The sequence below is a fragment of the Chryseobacterium sp. CCNWLW53 genome, assembly GCF_037083525.1.
Classification (GTDB): domain Bacteria; phylum Bacteroidota; class Bacteroidia; order Flavobacteriales; family Weeksellaceae; genus Chryseobacterium; species Chryseobacterium lathyri.
In genome coordinates this window covers 650,174-669,198 of the sequence record NZ_JBAOJR010000003.1, presented here as the reverse complement: position 1 = coordinate 669,198, position 19,025 = coordinate 650,174, and the positions used below count along the sequence as shown (strand labels likewise).

18 protein-coding genes and 1 pseudogene are annotated in these 19,025 nt (G+C 36.8%); 7 read left to right on the top strand and 12 right to left on the bottom strand.

What is annotated here, in order from left to right; translation table 11 throughout:
* Positions 1-14: 14 nt before the first annotated feature.
* Together V6R96_RS12155 and speB are read right to left on the bottom strand one after the other, a co-directional pair.
* On the bottom strand, positions 15-863 hold the full coding sequence (locus tag V6R96_RS12155) for a methylated-DNA--[protein]-cysteine S-methyltransferase (protein WP_336378813.1): 849 nt from the start codon (positions 861-863) through the stop codon (positions 15-17).
* 69 nt (positions 864-932) lie between these two features.
* On the bottom strand, positions 933-1,790 hold the full coding sequence (gene speB, locus V6R96_RS12150; RefSeq protein WP_111956672.1) for an agmatinase: 858 nt from the start codon (positions 1,788-1,790) through the stop codon (positions 933-935).
* 159 nt (positions 1,791-1,949) lie between these two features.
* On the opposite strand from speB, the gene V6R96_RS12145 reads away from it, so the two are divergent.
* Entirely contained in the window at positions 1,950-2,609 is a 660-nt protein-coding gene (locus tag V6R96_RS12145) for an HAD-IA family hydrolase (RefSeq protein ID WP_336378814.1), read from the top strand.
* Positions 2,610-2,746: 137 nt separating this feature from the next.
* Here V6R96_RS12145 and V6R96_RS12140 read toward each other — a convergent pair whose 3' ends face one another.
* From V6R96_RS12140 to V6R96_RS12115, 6 genes are all read right to left on the bottom strand, one after another.
* On the bottom strand, positions 2,747-4,138 hold the full coding sequence (locus tag V6R96_RS12140) for an arginine decarboxylase (protein ID WP_111956668.1): 1,392 nt from the start codon (positions 4,136-4,138) through the stop codon (positions 2,747-2,749).
* Between the two features lie 110 nt (positions 4,139-4,248).
* Entirely contained in the window at positions 4,249-5,124 is an 876-nt protein-coding gene (locus V6R96_RS12135; protein ID WP_111956666.1) for a tyrosine-protein phosphatase, read from the bottom strand.
* Positions 5,121-5,768, bottom strand: coding sequence for a thiamine diphosphokinase (locus V6R96_RS12130; protein ID WP_336378815.1), 648 nt, complete (start codon positions 5,766-5,768; stop codon positions 5,121-5,123). The genes V6R96_RS12135 and V6R96_RS12130 overlap by 4 nt, the downstream gene beginning before the upstream one ends.
* Positions 5,758-6,327 carry a cob(I)yrinic acid a,c-diamide adenosyltransferase gene (locus V6R96_RS12125; protein WP_116010911.1) on the bottom strand — a complete coding sequence of 190 codons (570 nt, stop codon included), beginning with the start codon at positions 6,325-6,327 and terminating at the stop codon, positions 5,758-5,760. The genes V6R96_RS12130 and V6R96_RS12125 overlap by 11 nt, the downstream gene beginning before the upstream one ends.
* A gap of 202 nt (positions 6,328-6,529) precedes the next feature.
* Complete coding sequence (locus tag V6R96_RS12120) at positions 6,530-8,950, bottom strand: TonB-dependent receptor domain-containing protein (protein ID WP_336378816.1); 2,421 nt, start codon at positions 8,948-8,950, stop codon at positions 6,530-6,532.
* A gap of 329 nt (positions 8,951-9,279) precedes the next feature.
* Positions 9,280-9,864: a hypothetical protein gene (locus V6R96_RS12115; protein ID WP_336378817.1), complete on the bottom strand. Its 585-nt coding sequence runs from the start codon at positions 9,862-9,864 to the stop codon at positions 9,280-9,282.
* 183 nt (positions 9,865-10,047) lie between these two features.
* Here V6R96_RS12115 and V6R96_RS12110 point away from each other — a divergent pair, with 183 nt between their 5' ends.
* Positions 10,048-10,539, top strand: a complete 492-nt coding sequence (locus V6R96_RS12110) for a DinB family protein (RefSeq protein WP_336378818.1) — start codon at positions 10,048-10,050, stop codon at positions 10,537-10,539.
* A gap of 222 nt (positions 10,540-10,761) precedes the next feature.
* Here V6R96_RS12110 and V6R96_RS12105 read toward each other — a convergent pair whose 3' ends face one another.
* Entirely contained in the window at positions 10,762-11,715 is a 954-nt protein-coding gene (locus V6R96_RS12105; RefSeq protein ID WP_336378819.1) for a YafY family protein, read from the bottom strand.
* A 99-nt stretch (positions 11,716-11,814) separates the two neighbouring features.
* Here V6R96_RS12105 and V6R96_RS12100 point away from each other — a divergent pair, with 99 nt between their 5' ends.
* Both V6R96_RS12100 and V6R96_RS12095 read left to right on the top strand, forming a co-directional pair.
* A complete protein-coding gene (locus tag V6R96_RS12100; protein WP_111956652.1) occupies positions 11,815-12,384 on the top strand; it encodes a Crp/Fnr family transcriptional regulator in 570 nt (189 codons plus the stop codon).
* 77 nt (positions 12,385-12,461) lie between these two features.
* On the top strand, positions 12,462-12,926 hold the full coding sequence (locus V6R96_RS12095) for a carboxymuconolactone decarboxylase family protein (RefSeq protein WP_336378820.1): 465 nt from the start codon (positions 12,462-12,464) through the stop codon (positions 12,924-12,926).
* Positions 12,927-13,135: 209 nt separating this feature from the next.
* Here V6R96_RS12095 and V6R96_RS12090 read toward each other — a convergent pair whose 3' ends face one another.
* Positions 13,136-14,863 carry an ABC transporter ATP-binding protein gene (locus tag V6R96_RS12090; protein ID WP_111956906.1) on the bottom strand — a complete coding sequence of 576 codons (1,728 nt, stop codon included), beginning with the start codon at positions 14,861-14,863 and terminating at the stop codon, positions 13,136-13,138.
* A gap of 511 nt (positions 14,864-15,374) precedes the next feature.
* Positions 15,375-16,100 (bottom strand): annotated as a pseudogene (lptB, locus tag V6R96_RS12085) (LPS export ABC transporter ATP-binding protein); the annotation flags it as partial.
* Positions 16,101-16,336: 236 nt separating this feature from the next.
* On the opposite strand from lptB, the gene V6R96_RS12080 reads away from it, so the two are divergent.
* On the top strand, positions 16,337-16,636 hold the full coding sequence (locus V6R96_RS12080; RefSeq protein WP_111956646.1) for a TM2 domain-containing protein: 300 nt from the start codon (positions 16,337-16,339) through the stop codon (positions 16,634-16,636).
* Between the two features lie 51 nt (positions 16,637-16,687).
* On the top strand, positions 16,688-17,416 hold the full coding sequence (locus V6R96_RS12075) for a hypothetical protein (protein ID WP_111956644.1): 729 nt from the start codon (positions 16,688-16,690) through the stop codon (positions 17,414-17,416).
* A gap of 85 nt (positions 17,417-17,501) precedes the next feature.
* On the opposite strand, the gene hemB is transcribed toward V6R96_RS12075, so the two are convergent.
* The gene (gene hemB / locus V6R96_RS12070; RefSeq protein ID WP_336378821.1) at positions 17,502-18,491 is read right to left on the bottom strand and encodes a porphobilinogen synthase; all 990 of its coding nucleotides are present in this window, start codon (positions 18,489-18,491) and stop codon (positions 17,502-17,504) included.
* Between the two features lie 118 nt (positions 18,492-18,609).
* Here hemB and V6R96_RS12065 point away from each other — a divergent pair, with 118 nt between their 5' ends.
* Positions 18,610-18,960: a T9SS type A sorting domain-containing protein gene (locus tag V6R96_RS12065; protein ID WP_111956638.1), complete on the top strand. Its 351-nt coding sequence runs from the start codon at positions 18,610-18,612 to the stop codon at positions 18,958-18,960.
* Positions 18,961-19,025: the final 65 nt, after the last annotated feature.

The following is a 19,025-nucleotide window of genomic DNA, read 5'->3' as shown; positions in this document are numbered from 1 at the left end:
AGGCAACACGGAATCTAATCTCCAGCGTAAACCTGCGAGCTTTCCCACCCCACGATCAGTTGCTTTCTTCCGCTACCCCATCGGTAACCTCCAATATTTCCGGTAGACTGGATCACACGGTGGCATGGAATAAGAAAAGCTACAGGGTTGCTGCCAATCGCTGTTCCAACAGCTCTTGAGGCATTCGGGTTTCCTATTTTTTCAGCAAGATTTCCATAGGTGGAAAGTTTTCCCATTGGAATAGAAAGAAGACTTTCCCATACTTTAAGCTGAAAATCTGTTCCTTTTAGATGAAGTTTAATCGTGTTCAGCTTCGTCCAGTCTTTATCAAATATGGAGAGGGCATTTTTCTGCAGGGCATCCTGTTTTTCAAAAAAAGAAGCATTGGGAAATTTAGCATATAAATTCCCCAATGCTGTTTCTTTATCGTCTTCAAAAGCCATATAGCAGATCCCTTTTTCCGTAGATGCTGCCATTACATATCCAAAAGGACTTTTGGAAAAACTGTAATTGATGTTCAGGCTTTTTCCGCCGTTTTTATATTCCGCCGGAGACATTCCTTCTATGTTCACAAACAGGTCATGAAGCCTGCTTGTGCTGGAAAGTCCCGTCTCGTAAGCGGTATCAAATAAAGTCGCTTTCTCTTCCTTCAGCAAATTTTTAGCATGTTCAAGACTGATGAACTGTAAAAATTTCTTAGGACTTGTTCCTGCCCATTCTGTAAATATCTTTTGGAAATGAGCCGGACTCAAGTGAATATTCTCTGCCACTTCCTCCAAACTTGGCTGAAGCCTGAAATTGCTCTGGATATATTCTATCGCTTTGGCAATTCTGTTATAATCTATCTGACTTTGTGCGGACATACTATTTCTTTTTTACCTCACAAATTTCCAAAGAATATAGGGCAGAAAAAATCTGATTCTTGCGGAATTTTAGTTATTGTTATAAATATGGTTGTAAGCAAGCATTTTATAATATAATTTAGCTGCTAAGAAAGCTGTTGGCTTAGCCATCGGAGAATCCATTAATTCTACAATATCGAACGCTACTACATTACATTTTTCAAATACTTTTCTCAACAATTCCAGAGTTGGGTACCACTGAAGTCCACCTGGTTCCGGAGTACCTGTAGAAGGAGCAATTGACGGATCAAAAGCATCAAGGTCGATGGTGATATATACGTTTCCTGAAACTTTTTCTAAAACATCATTGATCCAGTTGTCATTGTTCGCAATCTCATGGGCAAAAAATACTCTTCCTTCCGGCAGATATTGAGCTTCTTCAGCATCCATGGAACGGATTCCCACCTGAACCAGGTTATGCTTCTGATTCGCTTCAAAAACCGCACATGCGTGGTTAGAAGTAGATCCATGGAATTCAGGACGCAGGTCGGTATGAGCATCCAGCTGAAGAACAGTAAGATTTTCAAACTTCTCTCCTACCGCACGGATAGAACCGATAGAAACCGAGTGCTCCCCGCCGAAAAGTGTAAATACTTTTCCTTCGTTGTTCAAAAGCTCTTTTGTTTTTTGGTAAACGGCTTCTGTCATTGCTTCAGGACTTGAATTTTCAGAAATTTCTCCTGCCAGATATACACCGTCAAGGAAAGGCTCAGTTCCTGTTTCAATATCATAAAGCTCCATGTTTTCTGAAGCATCTAAGAATAATTCAGGGCCTTTATCAGCTCCTTTTCCCCATGTTGAAGTTCCATCGTAAGGAACAGTTACCAGCATTACTTTAGAGTTCTCTAACGTTGCATTTTCTTCAGGAATTCCTGCGTATGTTCTCATGTTTTATTTAAAAATTTAAATGATTTAAAGATTAAATGATTTCACAAAGATACAAATAGTCGTTGAGTTATAAATCAAGAGTGATGAGCTCCGAATTTTTTAATTCTAAAATCTTTTTAATGTTTAAATTTTAAAAGTTATTTTTGTAAAAAACAAAATATGTCCTTAAAAGCTGTTCTTTTCGATATGGACGGGGTTATTGTAGATACGGAACCACTGCACAGAAAAGCTTATTTTGCCACCTTCAACAAACTGGAAATTGCTGTTTCCGAAGATCTTTACACTTCTTTCACAGGAGCTTCCACAAAAAGAGTCTGTGAAACGCTGATTCAGAAATATGGTTTAAACCAAACTCACGAAGCCATTGCCGGCATTAAAAGATCATACTTCAAAGATTATTTTGATAATGATGAGGAATTTGATCTGATTCCGGGAGTAAGGGAATTGATCCAACATTATCATGAAAACGACATTAAACTTATCCTCGCTTCTTCGGCTACAATGACGACCATCAATATGGTTTTTGAGAAATTCGGGCTTGAAGATTATTTCAGCGGGAAAATAAGCGGTGCCGCTCTAAAGGAATCCAAACCTCATCCTGAAGTATTTCTTCTCGCGGCGCAAATGGCAGAAGAACCGGTAGAAAACTGCATGGTTATTGAAGATTCCACCAACGGGATCCTTGCCGCGAACAGGGCGAAAATTTTCTGCGCTGCCTACAGAAGCCCGCATTCCAAAAATCAGGATTATACTTTAGCGGATATCGTAGTTACAGATTATGAAGAACTGGAGCTGGATAAGCTTTCAAAATATTTTTAAAAGAAAAAGCTCTCAAATGTTGAGAGCTTTATTTTTCACAAAAATCTTAATGATTAAAATTGAAACATTAAGAAGCAATTTAAATTGTTAAGAGTATTAAGATGAGATTGCTTTATCACTCCCGTTCTTCGTTATAACTAGTAACCCAGAATTTTCAGAATATCTTCAGGTTCCTGTTTTTCACGGAAAATTTCGTACTGAAGCTCTCCGTTTTCGTCTTTCTGGATCAGGACGTGTCTCGGCTGAGGCATCAGACAGTGGTGAACTCCACCATATCCTCCAATTGTTTCCTGATACGCTCCTGTATGGAAAAATCCGATATACAGAGGCTTTGTATCGCTGAAAACCGGCAGATAGATTGCATTCGTATGCTGTTCAGAATTATAATAATCATCTGAATCACAGGTTAGTCCTCCTAAGAATACTCTTTCATAAGTATCTTCCCATCTGTTCAATGGAAGCATAATAAAGTGTCTTGAAATTGCCCATGTATCAGGAAGTGTGGTCATGAATGAAGAATCAATCATATTCCACTTTTCTCTGTCATTCTGACGCTTCTGAGAAATGATTTTGTAAAGGTTGGCGCCACTTTCCCCTACGGTAAAGCTTCCGAATTCCGTATAGATATTAGGTTCTTCCACTCCTTCTTCTTCACAGAACTTTTTGATCTGAGAAACGATTTCCTCTACCATATACTGATAATCGTACTCGAAGTTTAAAGATGTTTTGATCGGGAAACCACCACCAATGTTCAGTGAATCCACTTCCGGAGCAATCTTCTTCAAACGTGCATATACACGGAGACATTTATATAATTCGTTCCAGTAATAGGCTGTGTCCTTGATCCCTGTATTAATGAAGAAGTGAAGCATTTTCAGTCTTGCATTCGGATGCTCAGCGATTTTCTGGCTGTAGTAAGGGATAATATCTCTATACCCGATTCCTAATCTTGAGGTATAGAATTCGAATTTAGGTTCTTCCTCTGAAGCAATTCTGATCCCGATATCGAAAGTGGTATCTATACTTTCGGTAAGCTTATCCAGCTCACGGTAGTTATCCAGGATTGGGGTAATATTTTCAAAGCCACTGTTGATCATTTCTGAAATTTTCACCAGATAATCATCGGTTTTGAATCCATTACAAATGACTTCAATATTTTTATCTACTTTTCCTTTCTCATAAAGAGATTTTACAATGTCCATATCATATGCTGAAGAAGTTTCGATAGAGATATCGTTCTTAAGAGCTTCTTCAAGCACAAAATTGAAATGACTGGATTTTGTACAGTAGCAGTAGGTATAATTCTTTTTATATTCGGCTTTCTCAAAAGCTTCCTTAAACCAGCTTTTCGCCTTCTGGATATTTTGAGAAATTCTTGGCAGGTAGCTAATTTTTAGCGGGGTGCCAAATTTTTCAACGACTTCCATTAAAGGAACATCGTGAAATAACAAATTGTTCTCAGAAACATTAAATTCTTCCGTAGGAAAATATAATGTCTGATCAATAAGTTCCGAGTACTTTATTTTCATTTCTTGACAAGTGAATTACGAAATGCAAAATTGCTAAAAAAGTTTGATTTTTAAGCGTTAAATTTATTATAAATTTCAAAACAGGATCAGGCAAAAACCTGAACAGATTATTAATTTGTAAACTTCTTAATGTATTCTTCCCTCTTATCTGCCGAAATTCCCAATACCTGTTGAATATAAGTGTCGGTGGAGCCATATTTCTTATTGATTTCATCAAAAGCTGCATCGAGATAAGCGATTTCTACCCAGCTCAGTTTTTCAAGGACCTTCACATCCATCTTGGGATATAGAAAATGTAGATTATTTGCTAGATTTAGTCTTTTCAGGACCAATTTCTCTCTGTAATTATTGGATAAAAGATAATCATTGTAAATTGTTTCTTTATCAAACTTTAGAATAGTCAGAATTAAAGCCGTTGTGATTCCTGTTCTGTCCTTTCCTGCGGTACAGTGATAGAGAACCGGCTGATCGGATTCCAGGATTTCAGTGATGATTTTTTTGATCACTTCCGGGTTTTCCGTTATATATTCACGGTAGAAATCAATCATTCTTTTATCAGCATCGGAACCATTAACTTTTCCTTTTAAAACAAGCTTTTTAGCTTTGGTCAGCTGGTCTCCCTCATCTTTAAAGGCTGAATATTTTTTATAAATGATGCCATCGGGAAGCTGATCCGGCTTATCAGATATTTCTTTTGAATTTCTAAGATCAATGACTTCTTTTATTCCCAGGCTTTGCATTTCTTTGAAGGATCTTTTCCTCAATTGGTGAAGATGACCACTTCTGTAAAATTTTCCTGCTTTTAAAGTTCTGCCTTCAATATTTTTAATATTCCCGACTGTTCTGAAATTGTATACTTTTTTGATTTCAATAGATTTCCCTGATTTATTTTTCCCATATTCAGGTTGGATAAAATCCTGTGTTTTACAGGAAAAAACACAAAATGCTGCGATAAGCAGAACCGATATCTTTATGAATTGTTTCAATATATTCCGGGATATTCTATTTCATTAATTCCTACAAAAAACAACAGATCTCCGGACTGATACTGAATGGAAACTTCATCTTCAACCGCAAAATTTCTTGTTCCTATTCTTGAAGTGATACTTAAATTCCCGTTGGTCAAAGGCCAGTTCAATCCTGTTGTTGTTATATTTTCAACTGAAGGAAAAGGATACAATGAGATCATTCTATTCTTAACTCCTTTTATTTTAAAATTCTGCGGAACAAAATAATATTCAGAAAAATCATCATAGAATTTTATTCCCAACCGGTCTTTAAATGTATAAGCAACGGTAAGATTCCCTAAAAAATGATCCTGCTCGCCGCCACTTCCCCCGAAAACATCTACAGAAAGACATCCCCTTTCTAAAATAATTTCCAAAGCTTTATGAAAATCTGTTTTGTCCTGATCCAGGGTAAGAATAAATTTTTCCTGGTAAACATCTTCATCTGCTCCTGAATGGGAATCGAAATCACCGGAAATAAAATCCAGCTTGTCTAAAGGAAAACCCAACTGCTTCAGATAATGAAAAGCGCCATCCGTGCAGGCAATTAAGCCATACTGATCCGGGTTTGGAAAAGTTTTGGGGTGGTCTCCGTTGATGAAAAGTAATGCTTTATCTTTCATTCGGATTCCAGTATTCTTCCGGTTCGTTGTTGATTTTTGAAATATATCTTGCTAAAACAAAAAGGTAATCAGAAAGCCTGTTCAGGTACTTGATGAGCTCTGGACGTACTTCTTCAGATTCATTCAGGAAAACCAGGGAACGTTCCGCTCTTCTGCAGATGGTTCTTGCAGCATGTAAAAATGTTGCAGATTTTCCACCACCGGGAAGAATAAAGTATTGAAGGGGCTCCAGCTTTTCTTCAAAGGCATCCATCCACTGCTCCAGCTCTTCGATCTCAGTGTCTGAAATAATCAGTGGCAAACGAGATTTTCCGTTGGCCAACATTAATTTATCAACCGGCGTTGCAGCTTCTGAGCCTACCGTAAACAGATCAAACTGAATTTTTTTCAACTGCTTCAAAACCTCTTCATCTTCAATATGACTTTTAGAAATACCAATGAATGAATTAAGCTCGTCTATATTTCCGTAGCTGTCCACTCTTGCACTGGCTTTGGAAACTCTTGTTCCGCCGTATAATGCAGTCTGACCTTTATCTCCTGTCTTTGTATAAATTTTCATACTACTAAAGTACTTTTTTTTGTACAATGTAAAAAGTAAAATGTAGTAATAACTTCCTATTCTATCTGAAAAAATGATTAACTGACATTAGGAATTAATGTCAGTTAATATTTGTACATGTGGGTTTTTATATCTTTTGAGATTGCTTCCTCTTTGGTAAGCATGACAAAGCAAACACCAGTTCCTTTATTTTATTTATAGATTAAAAAGTATAATTAACATTTAGCTGAAAAGTTGTTCCGTTAAATCCGAACTGATTCACCTCCCAAGGATATTTGAACCTTCCTCCAAGATCTGTTACTACATCTCCTTTGCTGTCTATTACATCCGGATAAATATTAAATAAATTATTTACGACTCCGGAAACTTTAAGATCTTTGGTGATTTTATATGTTAAAACGATGTCAGTAATTACTTTACCGGAAAATGTCTGGTCTTTGGCAGGATCAGTTGCATGCTGCCATGTAACAGAACCAAAATAAGTATTATTAAGGTTAAAGTTAAACTTTGAAATGTCATACGAAAGACTAAGAATAGTTTTTGTTTTTGGCCTTGCAGAGGTAATTCTAGATTGTTCTTTTCTATCAAAAAAGTTTTCCGAGTAACCATTTTCAGCCAAAATAGGCGGAACGGCAATATTATCTACTATTTTAGTTTCGTTATAATTGAAAGCAGCAATAACTCCCAATCTTCCTTTGCCAATAGCGGAAGTATAATAATTAGCTACGAAATCTATCCCCTCAGTAACTGTATTTACAGCATTAGTGAAAAACTTCAAGGAGGTTATTTTATTATTATCTAATATTACTTCCACAGGGTTTGTTATATCCGGACTACCCGGAGCACCGGTTTTGTAACCAATATCTCCTGAGAAAAGTACCCGGTCTTTAATTTTTATTCTATAATAATCTGCTGTAATCGTCAAGTTTTTAAAAGGTTTTATGGCAAATCCCCCAGTAATGTTAAAGGCTTTTTCAGCATTTAATTTTTGTACCCCAAGATCTGATCTTACAATTTGAGAGTCATTGTTAAAAGTACCCTGATTAGCTACCGTATTCCCTGTAATTTTGGTTTGAACATTGGAATAATAAATCTGGTGTAATGAAGGTGCCCGAAATCCTGTAGAAACAGACCCACGGAAAACTAATTTATCATCTAACAACTTGTATCTTGCATTTCCTTTCCAGGAAACATTATTTCCAAAATCACTGAAATTTTCATATCTCACAGTTCCTCCAAGTAACAGGTTTTTCGTAACATCCCATTCAGCATTCATATAAGCTCCAATATTCTGACGATTTTTATTGACTTCATTTTGAGACTGCAGTCCTGGAAACGATTCTGCACCACTTCCTATATAAGATGCCTCTTCTCCTGCCTTCGCCTGATAGTTTTCATTACGTACTTCAACACCAGCTCCTAAAACAAATGCACCAAAATTTCGGTTGATATCTATATTTCCTATAATATTACTAAACTGATGACCACCTGCTTTAAAACGGGTTGGTGAATTTGCACCCAAAGACGTATTAATCGTGTTTCCTACAACATAATCTACTGCATTAGAGCCAAAAGTTGCACTCCCATCAAAACTCCATTTTCCAAACATTCCCTTCCACCCGGAGGTTAAATTATAATCATAAACATCCGTTTTAAATTCCGGCTGAAATCCATTATAAGGTTGCCCTTTTGGAGTTAATAAACCAAAATCTGAAGTTACCCAATAGGGTGTTCTATACAAGCCAAAACTAGTTCCATTCCTGTAAGTTGTACCACCAAAAGCATAAAACTTGCCTGTTTCACCTGTTGGCAATTCAAAATTTACAAACATATTGGCCACTTTTGTCTCCGGCTGCCCTATAATCATTCCTAAACCAGGATTAGCCTGCGTCCAGGCATTATCAACACCAAAAAGTTCATCTTTTGTAACAGAACCTGCACGGTTAGTTTTATTTTGGGAAGAATATCCCAATGTAAGGTTCAAACTTCCATTTTTTGCAACTCTGATTCCTGTATTAAAATCTGCTCCGATATTAAAGCCGTCTCCTTCCGAAGTAATACCTGAAAAAAGATTGACTGTACTTTTTCCAACGCTGTTCTTAAGAATAATATTGATCACTCCTGCAATAGCATCAGAGCCATATTGTGCAGATGCACCATCTCTCAATACTTCTACATTCTGTAAGGCGGCAGATGGAATACTTTTCAGATCCGTACCTACCTCACCTTTTCCCGGCGTATCATTTACATAAATTAAAGCGCTTTGATTTTTTCTTTTACCATTAACCAAAACTAATGTTCTGGAAGGCCCTAATCCTCTTAAATCTGCCGGATCAAAATGAGCCGTTGCATCAGAAACGGTTTGCTGTGATGAATTAAAAGATGGTACCGAATACGTCAAAGCCTTATCAAAAGTAACCTGCCCCGTAGATTTTAGCTGTACAGCAGAAATATTATCAATAGGAATTGCAGAGGTAATTATGGTTCTGGGCTTAGTTCTGCCGGTAGTAACCACAACTTCATCTATATTGTTTTCTTTTACAGTTTCCTGAGCATATGCCATAGTACCCGCTCCGCTTAATACTAATACACAGATTTTTTTATTAAATAATTTTCTTTTCATATATTGTTAATAATTTAATAAATCTAGTAAAAATATCAATATTAAACACAAAAAATAAAAATATAATAAAAATCCCTTTCCCAACTTATGCAAAACATATTATTCTATAAAAATTAAGAATTGATTTACAAAACATTAAGTAGCTTATTAATAATCTGAAAAAGAAATAGTAATAACTTCCTATTCTGTCTGAAAAAGTGATTAATAGACATAAGAAATAAAAATGATTTCCTTCTAATACGTAGTTTTCAACAGATTGAGATTGCTCCGCGAATGGCTCGCAATGACTGTGTACAAAAAATGACCGGAAAAATCCGGTCACTTACAAATTATTTATTTACCTCTACATATTGTATGACGGTCTGGTTTTTGGGGTTATAGATTATTGTACTGTTGTTGGGAAACCTTTTCAGCTTATAATATTCTATATTTTTATCGTTTTTGATATCCTCCAGGAAACTGGTATCAATAGTATTTTCAGGAAGGAATTTAGAGACAAAACTTATTTTGTCAATGATGCTTTGTCCGTCTATTTTATGGGCTGTTTTGTCTGATTTGCTTTCGTCGGAAGAAGGCTGCTTTTCCAGAAAGGGAAGCAGTACTGCGATATCCGATTTATATTTGAAAATATAGCCTTCGGAACCGTTAGGAAATTTAAATTTCTTTCCGGTCTCTTCTGAAACTACAGGCTTTCCATCATCGGGAAATACCTGGCTGAACTTTACATCCTGGGAATTCGTTAAAGAATTAATTGATTCACTAACTGTTTTCTTCACTGTTTCTTCAACTGCCTGCTGAGCTTTCTGCTGTACAGTTTCAGTAGTTTTCTGAACAGTCTGGTCGATTTTTTCTTCGATTTTATTACATGACAGTAATAAAAGAGCTGGAATAACAGGTAAAATATACTTCTTCATTTTAAAATTCTAATAGGGATCAATTTTTTTTACCCATATATTTTCTCTCTAACGGAAAAACAGGTATAGATATTTCAATAAAGAAATAAAATATTTTTTTAATATCAAAAATCCTACTGACAAACTGTTGTCATAATGCTGTCATACCTTTGTATCAACAATAACAAACTAAACAATACAATTATGACAACTACAGCAACAGCCACAAAACAGTTCATGACATCCGATCAATTATTAGAGCACTGGCAAGGACACAGAAATCTGACAAGAAGAGTAATAGAAGCTTTTCCTGAAAAAGAATTATTTGAATTCTCTGTAGGAGGCATGAGACCTTTCGCAAAGCTGGCAGTAGAACTGATTAGTATCGGAGGATCTGCTTTGAAAGGAATAGTTGATAAAAACATGGAAGATTACAATGAGGAAGGATTCAACCCAAAAACAAAAGAAGATATCCTGAAAAAATGGGATGAAGAAACAGAAGTGATCAACCATTATTTCAGCCTGATTACTGAAGAGCGTTTCCAAGAAACCTTCAATTTATTCGGACAGTATGAATTCCCGGTATATCAGAATATTCTTTATTTCGTGGATAATGAAATTCATCACCGCGGACAGGGTTATACCTATCTGAGAGCATTAGGGATTGAACCTCCTTTTTTTTGGGAGAGATTTTAGGATCATTAATGCCTTTATTTAGACTGAAAATGATAATTCAATCCAGGCAAAAAGATGAAACAGCAGAATCAAAATTATTCAAATTATCCATTCATTAAGTATAGACACCCCGATTTTGTTGTTTCTGATTTTTGTCATTCAGTTGAAGTGAAATTTTTTATTCAGATGATATAAATTTCTAAAACTCGGGCTTCACGAATGTGAAGCCCGAGTTTATGTTTTTCATTCCAAACTTTTTGAAATATTTTCCACCAAATTTCTGAGCTTTGTTTTTAATGATTCCGGCTCCAAAATAGTTGCATAATCTGCAAAAGTGATCAGCCACCTCGGAAAACCTTCATCTATCCATTCTGTATCAAAGATCATTTCCATTCCATTTTCCGTTTCCGTTTCTTCAATAAACCCATAATATCTCCTGGAATTTACGATATGTCCTATTATTTTTTTCTCAACTAAAAGCCTGACCCTGGTTTTCTCTCCGCTTGAATACCTTCTGTAATCATTGATCTGTCCATATTCCTGGGAAAAAGGGTTCTGGGTTTTGAAAATCTGCAAAATCCTGTCAACACGAAACTGCCTGAAATCTTTTCTCATGGTACAGAAAGCCATAATGTACCAATAATTGAATTCAAAGAAAATACCAACAGCTTCAATGGTTCTGTTCGTTACCCGGGAATCAACTGTTTTATATTCAATAATCAGCTGTGTTTTATCTGCAATACTTTCCAGAATGGTGGGTATCACATTTTTGATCGTATCATTTGTCTGTGGATGATGATTATAAACATCGATCTGTTTTTCAATATTCAGGATCAGATTTTTATCTGAATTCCGAAGCACAGAGCGGACTTTCTCCATGGCCATCTGGTAATGGCTTCCAAGGCTTTGGGGAGAAAATTTCTGCATCAGTTTTTCCGCAGTGATGAAGCTCAATACCTCTTCTTTTGTAAACATAATGGGCGGAAGCTTATAGCCGTCCATCAGGGAATAGCCGTTTCCCGCTTCTCCTATAATGGGAATTCCGGCATTTTCCAGCGTTTTCACATCCCGGTAGATCGTACGGATGCTGACATCAAATTTTGCAGCAAGGTCCTGTGCCCTTACGGTCGGTTTTGACTGTAATTGTGTGAGAATAGCCGTTACTCTGTCGAGTTTTTTAAGATAGTGATCGTTCATATTGTTATGGCAAATCTATCAATCTTTTTTGGTGTACAGAATATAAATTTAGGTGCTTTTTTATTATATTTAATTTCTTTATAAACAATATTGTTGAATATGAATTCTCCCCGTTTCACTCAAACCATTGAAAGTATTATAAAACCGGAACAATCTGTAATGGAAGCTCTGACATCAAATTTAGAAGCAAAAACTTACAGAAAAGGTGACTTTCTTTTAAAAGGAGATGAAACCTGCAGGTATTTTTATTTTCTTGAGAAAGGTCTGGTAAAGCTGTTTTTTGATAACGGCGATAAAGATTTTATCATGACTTTTTTTGCAGAAAATTCTTTTTTCACAGAACTGAACGGTTTTCTGACGGGCAGTGCTTCAAAATATATGATCGTCGCACTGGAGCCATGTGAAGTTTTGCGCATACACAAAAATGTTATTGAGGAACTATGTAAGAAATACCATACGGCGGAAACACTTTTCAGTAAACTGTATTCAAAAGCTCCGATCAATATGATGGGACGGATCAGCGAAATGCTTGAGGACGACGGTAAAAAACGATACAACAATTTTCTGAAGCAAAGACCTGATCTTATCCAGCGAATCAGTCTTGGGGACATGGCAGATTATATTGGGATCACTCAGGTTTCTTTAAGCCGGATCAGAGCACAGAAATAGTTTTTTATCAAATGTTAAAAAATTCCGGAAAATTCCGGTCTACATTTGTTTCATAATTAATCAAAAAAACAATTATTATGTCACAAAGAATCAATGCGTTTGCAATGGGAAACAAAGCTGTAAACGCCCTCCACAACATGGGGTTTCAGGTACAGCATTCATCACTCGACAGTTCATTTCTGGAGCTTCTGTATTTCCGTGTTTCCCAGATAAACGGATGTGCTTTCTGCCTGGATATGCACTCCAAGGAATTAAGAGCCAAAGGTGAAACTGAAGAACGAATTTTTCTGGTAAGCGCATGGAGAGAATGCTCTTTTTACACAGACAGAGAAAAAGCCGGATTGCTTTGGGCTGAAAGTTTAACCTCTTTAAATGGTAAAGAAATCCCTGACGAAATTTATTCGGAAGTCAGCAGATATTTTTCTGAAACTGAAATGCTGGATCTTACCATGGCTGTGATTGCGATCAACAGTTATAATAGAATCAATATTGCTTTTGGAGCGGATGTAGGTGCTTATCAGGTTGCTGAAAAAGCACAGTAAATTGATTGTATTTTTTTAACGCAAAGTTTTATGGTGAGAACTTTTAAATATGGAGCCTTACCATAAAATCTTGCGTTTAATCTCTATTTAAGCCCTCAAAAGTTTACTATAGAAAATATATATTCTCTCGCTGATTGAGCAGATTTGGCAGATTCATTAATTAAAATATGCGGAGCCTGTATGGTCTGCGAGAAATAAAAAGCATAAGATCAATTATCTTTAAAAGAATTCACCAGCTTATCCAGATTTAAACTTCTGGCAGAAGCATCGAAAATCTCACGGTATGTTCCATTCATCTGAACCAGCTCATCATGTGTTCCGCTTTCCACTACCCTTCCTTTTTTCATCACATAAATAGTGTCAGAATCCAGGATCTGCGACAGTGAATGAGAGATAATAACCACGGTACGGCCTTCTTTGATGGCATCCAATGAATTTTTGATCTGTTCAGTAGCAATAGCATCCAGACTGGCAGTTGGTTCATCCAGGAAAATAATAGGTGGATCTTTCAGGAATAATCTGGCAATGGCAATTCTCTGCTGCTGGCCACCGGAAAGCTGGGTAGCATCGTGCTGATAACCATCCGGAAGATCCAGAATCTGATCATGAAGATAGGCTTTTTTTGACGCTGCCTGAATTTCCTCGAAACTGGCATTCATGTCACCATATCGGATATTGTCTTCAATGCTTCCCTGAAAAATATGGTTTTTCTGCAATACCAGACCAAGATCGTCCCTCAGGAAGGTATTGTCAAAATTATTTAAATTGACTCCATCCAGTAATATTTCTCCGGAATCCGGAAGGTAAAATTTACAGAGAAGATTAATCACAGTTGATTTTCCGGCTCCACTCAACCCTACTAATGCAGTAGTTTTTCCGTTCTCTATTTTCATGGATACGTCATGCAGGGCTTTTGTTCCGTTCGGATAGCTGAAATCTACATTTCTTAATTCAAAATTCCCCTTGATCTCTTTTTCTATAAAAGTTCCGTTCGGTTCTTTCTCATCGTCTGCATTAAGGATTTCAAAATAGCCTTCAGCATAGATCATGGCATCGTTCATATCGTCATAAATCCTATGCAGCTGGCGTATAGGTGCCGATATATTATTGAACAGCATGATATGCAGCATGATCGCCCCAATGGTCATCTGCTGATCCAGCACCAGATAAACAGTCAAAAGAATAATTAAAACCACACCGAACTGCTCGATGAATGTTTTTAAACCATCATAAATAAAGTTGGTTTTTCTGGTGAACATCTGGCTTTCCATCAGCTCCATCTGCAGGTCGTACTGTTTTTTACCTTCAAATTTTTCACGGACAAAGCTTTTGATCACCATAATAGAATTGATCAGGTTCAAAAGCCCTGAAGTTTTTCTCTCTCTTTGATTTCTGAGCTGGCGGCGAACTCCTCCAAGCTTTTTTGCCTGTAGTGAACTTATATAAAAATAAATAGGGACAATGATCGTAGAAACCATTCCTACATATACATTCTGCATATACATGATGATCAGGGCAATAATGGCATTGGAAAAAAGCGGCAGTATATCGATGAAAAAATTCTGTACCAGCCTTGTTAAACTTTCTATTCCGCGGTCTATTCTGATCTGTAATTTCCCGGATTCATGATTCTCATCATTGAAATAGGCCACCCGGTACATCAGTATTTTATCAATAGCAGACTGAGCCAGAACGGAGCTTACATTGATTCTTATTTTTTCACCGTAAAATTTCTGTCCGAAGTTGATAAAAATATTAAGCAGCTCTTTTCCCAGTAAAATAATGGAGATCACCACCAGAATATGAATACCCTCAGACATCGGATGCGGAAGATGGGTAAGCTCTGTTACCTCATCCACCGTATATTTTAATACAATAGGATTGACCTGTGCTGCGAGAGCTCCTAAAAAAGTGAGAAAGAGCGTCCCGTAAATCATCAAACGGTAAGGTTTTATAAATGGAACGAGCTGTTTGTAGATCCCGAATAAAGTAACTGTTCTGTTAAAGGGTTTTGCCATAAGAGTTATTTTAACTAAAAAACGTACCGTTTCCGAGAGAAAAGGTACGTTTTATTCTATTTTTCAGCAAATGCTTTTATTACAGATATGATTTTTATCCCTCGTAAAAATAGGTTGTAAGGTAATGCAGCTCTGGCTTACTGGCAGCTTTGGATTCAGCCTGCGCCTGCTCCAGAGGATATTGTGAGGTAAGTTCTTTTCTTTGGAAAACGAATGAATTATTAGCATTTTTATCTACTACATCATTGAAAATATGTTCGATCTCAGAATTGGCAAGCGATGCGAAGCTGATATCTTCAAATCCGTACATCAGCCTCAGATCGTCATACTGTCCAAAGTGATCATCTACAAATCCCTGCAGCTGCGCTTTAGAATCGAAGTTACCAGCCCAGATATTATAAATGTACTTTTTCTTTTTCGGTTTGTCTAAAATACTCTGGTACACAAAGTTCTCACCAAGATAGGCCTCTCTTACCTGCGGATCATTGGCAAGATCTTCCGGAAGCCCCTCTTTCAGGATTTTTCCTTCAAACATGATGTATGTTTTATTGGTGATGGCTAAGGTTTGCTGTACGTTGTGGTCCGTGATCAGGATTCCGATATTTTTATCTACCAGGCTTCTTACAATTTTCTGGATATCTTCTACCGCAATGGGGTCTACTCCGGCAAAAGGTTCATCGAGAAGAATAAAGTTAGGGCTTGTGGCCAGACAGCGTGCAATTTCGGTTCTACGTCTTTCCCCTCCCGAAAGAAGGTCTCCTCTGTTTTTACGTACGTGCTGCAGTGAAAACTCTTCAATCAGCTCATCACATTTAATCTGCTGCTCACGCCTTGAAAGCTTTGTAAGCTGCAAAACACCCATAATATTGTCTTCTACAGACAGCTTTCTGAAAACTGAAGCTTCCTGTGCCAGATACCCGATTCCTTTTTGAGCACGGCGATACATGGCATCGGTAGTGATCTCCTGTTTATCCAGGAAAATTTTCCCTGAAGTAGGCTTAACCAGTCCTACGATCATGTAAAACGAAGTGGTTTTTCCTGCTCCGTTGGGACCAAGCAAACCAACAATTTCTCCCTGTTGAACCTGTACAGAAACGCCTTTTACTACTTTTTTAGGACCGTATTCTTTGATTAAGTTTTCTCCTCGTAAAATCATAGGGGCAAAGATAAAGTTTTTTTGAATTCAAATTTTAGATTATGAAATGTACCTGTCATTTTTAAGCGAATAATCTTAATTTTTATATTGTTTATAGGTCAGGCCTTATAAAACTCCGAACCTCCTCAGCATGAAAACATTACTGAAAGGAATTATTTAAACTGCTATTCTGTAACTCTTAAGGGTTTTATCCGACGTATTGAGAAATCATTTTACTCATCACAAATAAATTAACAATGGAAAATTACGGTTATACAAAAACAGAAGGTACCCAGAATCAAAATCAGCAGAATAATGTTCCTTACCGTTCGGAAAAGAAAATTCCGGCAGCAATACTGGGAATTCTCGTAGGCTGGCTGGCGTTGAATAAATTCTATCTTGGCTATACGAAAGAAGGTGTAATTCAGCTTGTCCTTAATATTGTCACTTTAGGAGCAGCCTCTATTATTCCTTTTATTGAAGGGATTCTATACCTGTTCATGAGCGATAAGCAGTTTGATGATACTTATGTTTACGGAAGAAAAGGCTGGTTGTAAGAATTATTTTATTTCATAATTTTATACGACCAAACCAAGAATTAAAATAATATGGAAAGTAATCAAGACCTGACAGATCTTCTTGCACTGGATCTGGGTATTAATATTGTCGACAGAAGACCTTATGCCAAGGAAGTTTTCAAATGGCAGGATATGGATCTTCTTCCCCATTCATCCACAGATACACTGCTTTGTGAGATTTTCGAATGGAACGGGAGAAACTGGCGAACTACAGGAAACAACCTTATCGGATACCTGTTTTCGGGGGATGCTCTTAATACAGTAAAGGAGCAGCTGATTAATACGCCTAAGCATCCTGCACTGATCCCTGATTTTGAATTCACAAAAGAGAGCATGGTTGAATACGGCCTGTCGCTTCCGTCTTTATTCAATATCGGGGTGAACGGAAATATTAAAAACGCCAAAAGCTTTTCAGTGAGAGTAAACGGCGTAACCAAATCCCGAGTTACCAACATTGATTCTCCCGGAATTGAGATTCTGAAAAATTATTCTTTATTTACACAAAGTAAATCTAAAACCTATAGAAAGAATATTAAGTTCAATTATCTGAGTACTTCCCTGTTTTATGCTGAAAGTGTAGAAATCTTCCTTGAAAAAGAATCGGGAGTGGGGTTAGAGGTGAGTTTTCAGACACAGAATGTAGAAGTGGATGCTAAAATAAATACGGATACCAAGAAACATTTTGTTTTGAAATACTCCGGAAACCAGGCTCCTTTTGCAGCAAAATTCACAAAAGGAAAAGATTTCAATATTATGTAACAAATTACTATTTAGTTATTTGTCAATAATAGAATCTGCCCCTGAAATACAAATTAGGGGCAGTTTATTTTGTTCAGTAATTATTTTATTTATTCAGAATCATTGCTGCTTCTTTCGCAAAATAAGTAAAAATCATATCTGCTCCTGCTCTTTTGAAACATATCAGGCTTTCAATAATGGTTTTATCATTATCCAGCCAACCATTCTGTGCAGCTGCTTTTACCATGGCATATTCTCCACTCACGTTGTAAACTGCTATGGGAAGATCAATAGCTTCACGGACTTTAGCAACAATGTCCAGATAAGGAAGTCCCGGTTTGATCATGATAATATCGGCTCCTTCATCAATATCTTTGAATACTTCGTTCAGCGCTTCACGGGAATTGTGGAAATCCATCTGGTAGGTCTTTTTATCTTTCGGAATTTCCATATTATCTTTCGGGGCACTGTCCAGGGCACTTCTGAAAGGTCCATAGAAAGAGCTTGCATATTTTGCTGAATAGCTAAGGATTCCTACATCGGTAAATCCGCTTTCCTCTAAAGCTTCACGAATTGCCAGTACTCTTCCGTCCATCATATCACTTGGCGCCACAATATCAGCTCCGGCTTCAGCATGAGATACGGACATTCTTGCCAGTGCATCATTGGTAGCATCATTCACGATCTTTCCGTTTTCAATAATCCCGTCATGACCGTAGATCGAATAAGGATCTAAAGCGACATCAGGCATCACAATCATTTCCGGAACTGCATCTTTGATGGCTTTGATCGTCTGCTGCATCAGCCCGTCTTTGTTCCAGGCTTCTTTTCCTGTATTGTCTTTCAAATGTTCTGACACTTTCATGTACAGATTGACAGATTTTACACCCAAAGAAAATAACTCTTTACATTCTTTTACCGTTAAATCTATACTCCTCCTGAAAATCCCCGGCATCGACGGTATCGCTTCCTGTTGGTTTTCGCCCTCCATTACGAAAATCGGCATTACAAAATCATCAGTTGTAAGACTATTTTCTCTTACTAAACTTCTGATAGATTCATTAACTCTAAGTCTTCTATTTCTTGAATGTATCATTTTGGAATACTTTTTGAATAAGTTTCTACAAATTTACTACAACTTATATAAAAAACTATTGTATAGAATTGTAGAATTGTTTATTTTTGTTTTAATACATTCGAGAAATTATAATTTGATGAAAAAACTTTTACTTTTATTTCTATTTACGGGCGCTTTCGTTGGTTTTTCCAACAATATGCAGGCACAGCTGAGAGAGCCGGGTTCCATCACACAGAAGTCTGATGACGGTGTATTGGTAGCATATCCAAATCCTGCAAAAGATTTCCTTTTGATCAAAGCAAAAGATTCTGCATTAAAGATCAAGAGTGTTACCTTTTATTCAATTTTAGGAACGCAGGTAGCCAATTATTCTGTCAACATGAATTCCGGAGAAATCAATATTGAAAAACTGAAACCCGGGAAATATCTGATTCGCTATATTTTAAGCGATAATACCCAAAAGGTTACTCAAATCGTAAAACAATAAAATTAAATCCTGATAATCATCAGGATTTTTTCTTTTGCATCAGTTCTGCCTTAATATTTCCGTAA

What these genes read in the sequence shown, in the direction of transcription:
- hemB (WP_336378821.1), bottom strand. Translation starts at nt 18,491, where the DNA reads ATGATACATTCAAGAAATAGAAGACTTAGAGTTAATGAATCTATCAGA.
- speB (WP_111956672.1), bottom strand. Translation starts at nt 1,790, where the DNA reads ATGAGAACATACGCAGGAATTCCTGAAGAAAATGCAACGTTAGAGAAC.
- V6R96_RS12140 (WP_111956668.1), bottom strand. Translation starts at nt 4,138, where the DNA reads ATGAAAATAAAGTACTCGGAACTTATTGATCAGACATTATATTTTCCT.
- V6R96_RS12095 (WP_336378820.1), top strand. Translation starts at nt 12,462, where the DNA reads ATGTCACAAAGAATCAATGCGTTTGCAATGGGAAACAAAGCTGTAAAC.
- V6R96_RS12125 (WP_116010911.1), bottom strand. Translation starts at nt 6,327, where the DNA reads ATGAAAATTTATACAAAGACAGGAGATAAAGGTCAGACTGCATTATAC.
- V6R96_RS12145 (WP_336378814.1), top strand. Translation starts at nt 1,950, where the DNA reads ATGTCCTTAAAAGCTGTTCTTTTCGATATGGACGGGGTTATTGTAGAT.
- V6R96_RS12130 (WP_336378815.1), bottom strand. Translation starts at nt 5,768, where the DNA reads ATGAAAGATAAAGCATTACTTTTCATCAACGGAGACCACCCCAAAACT.
- V6R96_RS12120 (WP_336378816.1), bottom strand. Translation starts at nt 8,950, where the DNA reads ATGAAAAGAAAATTATTTAATAAAAAAATCTGTGTATTAGTATTAAGC.
- V6R96_RS12080 (WP_111956646.1), top strand. Translation starts at nt 16,337, where the DNA reads ATGGAAAATTACGGTTATACAAAAACAGAAGGTACCCAGAATCAAAAT.
- V6R96_RS12065 (WP_111956638.1), top strand. Translation starts at nt 18,610, where the DNA reads ATGAAAAAACTTTTACTTTTATTTCTATTTACGGGCGCTTTCGTTGGT.
- V6R96_RS12110 (WP_336378818.1), top strand. Translation starts at nt 10,048, where the DNA reads ATGACAACTACAGCAACAGCCACAAAACAGTTCATGACATCCGATCAA.
- V6R96_RS12090 (WP_111956906.1), bottom strand. Translation starts at nt 14,863, where the DNA reads ATGATTTACGGGACGCTCTTTCTCACTTTTTTAGGAGCTCTCGCAGCA.
- V6R96_RS12115 (WP_336378817.1), bottom strand. Translation starts at nt 9,864, where the DNA reads ATGAAGAAGTATATTTTACCTGTTATTCCAGCTCTTTTATTACTGTCA.
- V6R96_RS12105 (WP_336378819.1), bottom strand. Translation starts at nt 11,715, where the DNA reads ATGAACGATCACTATCTTAAAAAACTCGACAGAGTAACGGCTATTCTC.
- V6R96_RS12075 (WP_111956644.1), top strand. Translation starts at nt 16,688, where the DNA reads ATGGAAAGTAATCAAGACCTGACAGATCTTCTTGCACTGGATCTGGGT.
- V6R96_RS12155 (WP_336378813.1), bottom strand. Translation starts at nt 863, where the DNA reads ATGTCCGCACAAAGTCAGATAGATTATAACAGAATTGCCAAAGCGATA.
- V6R96_RS12100 (WP_111956652.1), top strand. Translation starts at nt 11,815, where the DNA reads ATGAATTCTCCCCGTTTCACTCAAACCATTGAAAGTATTATAAAACCG.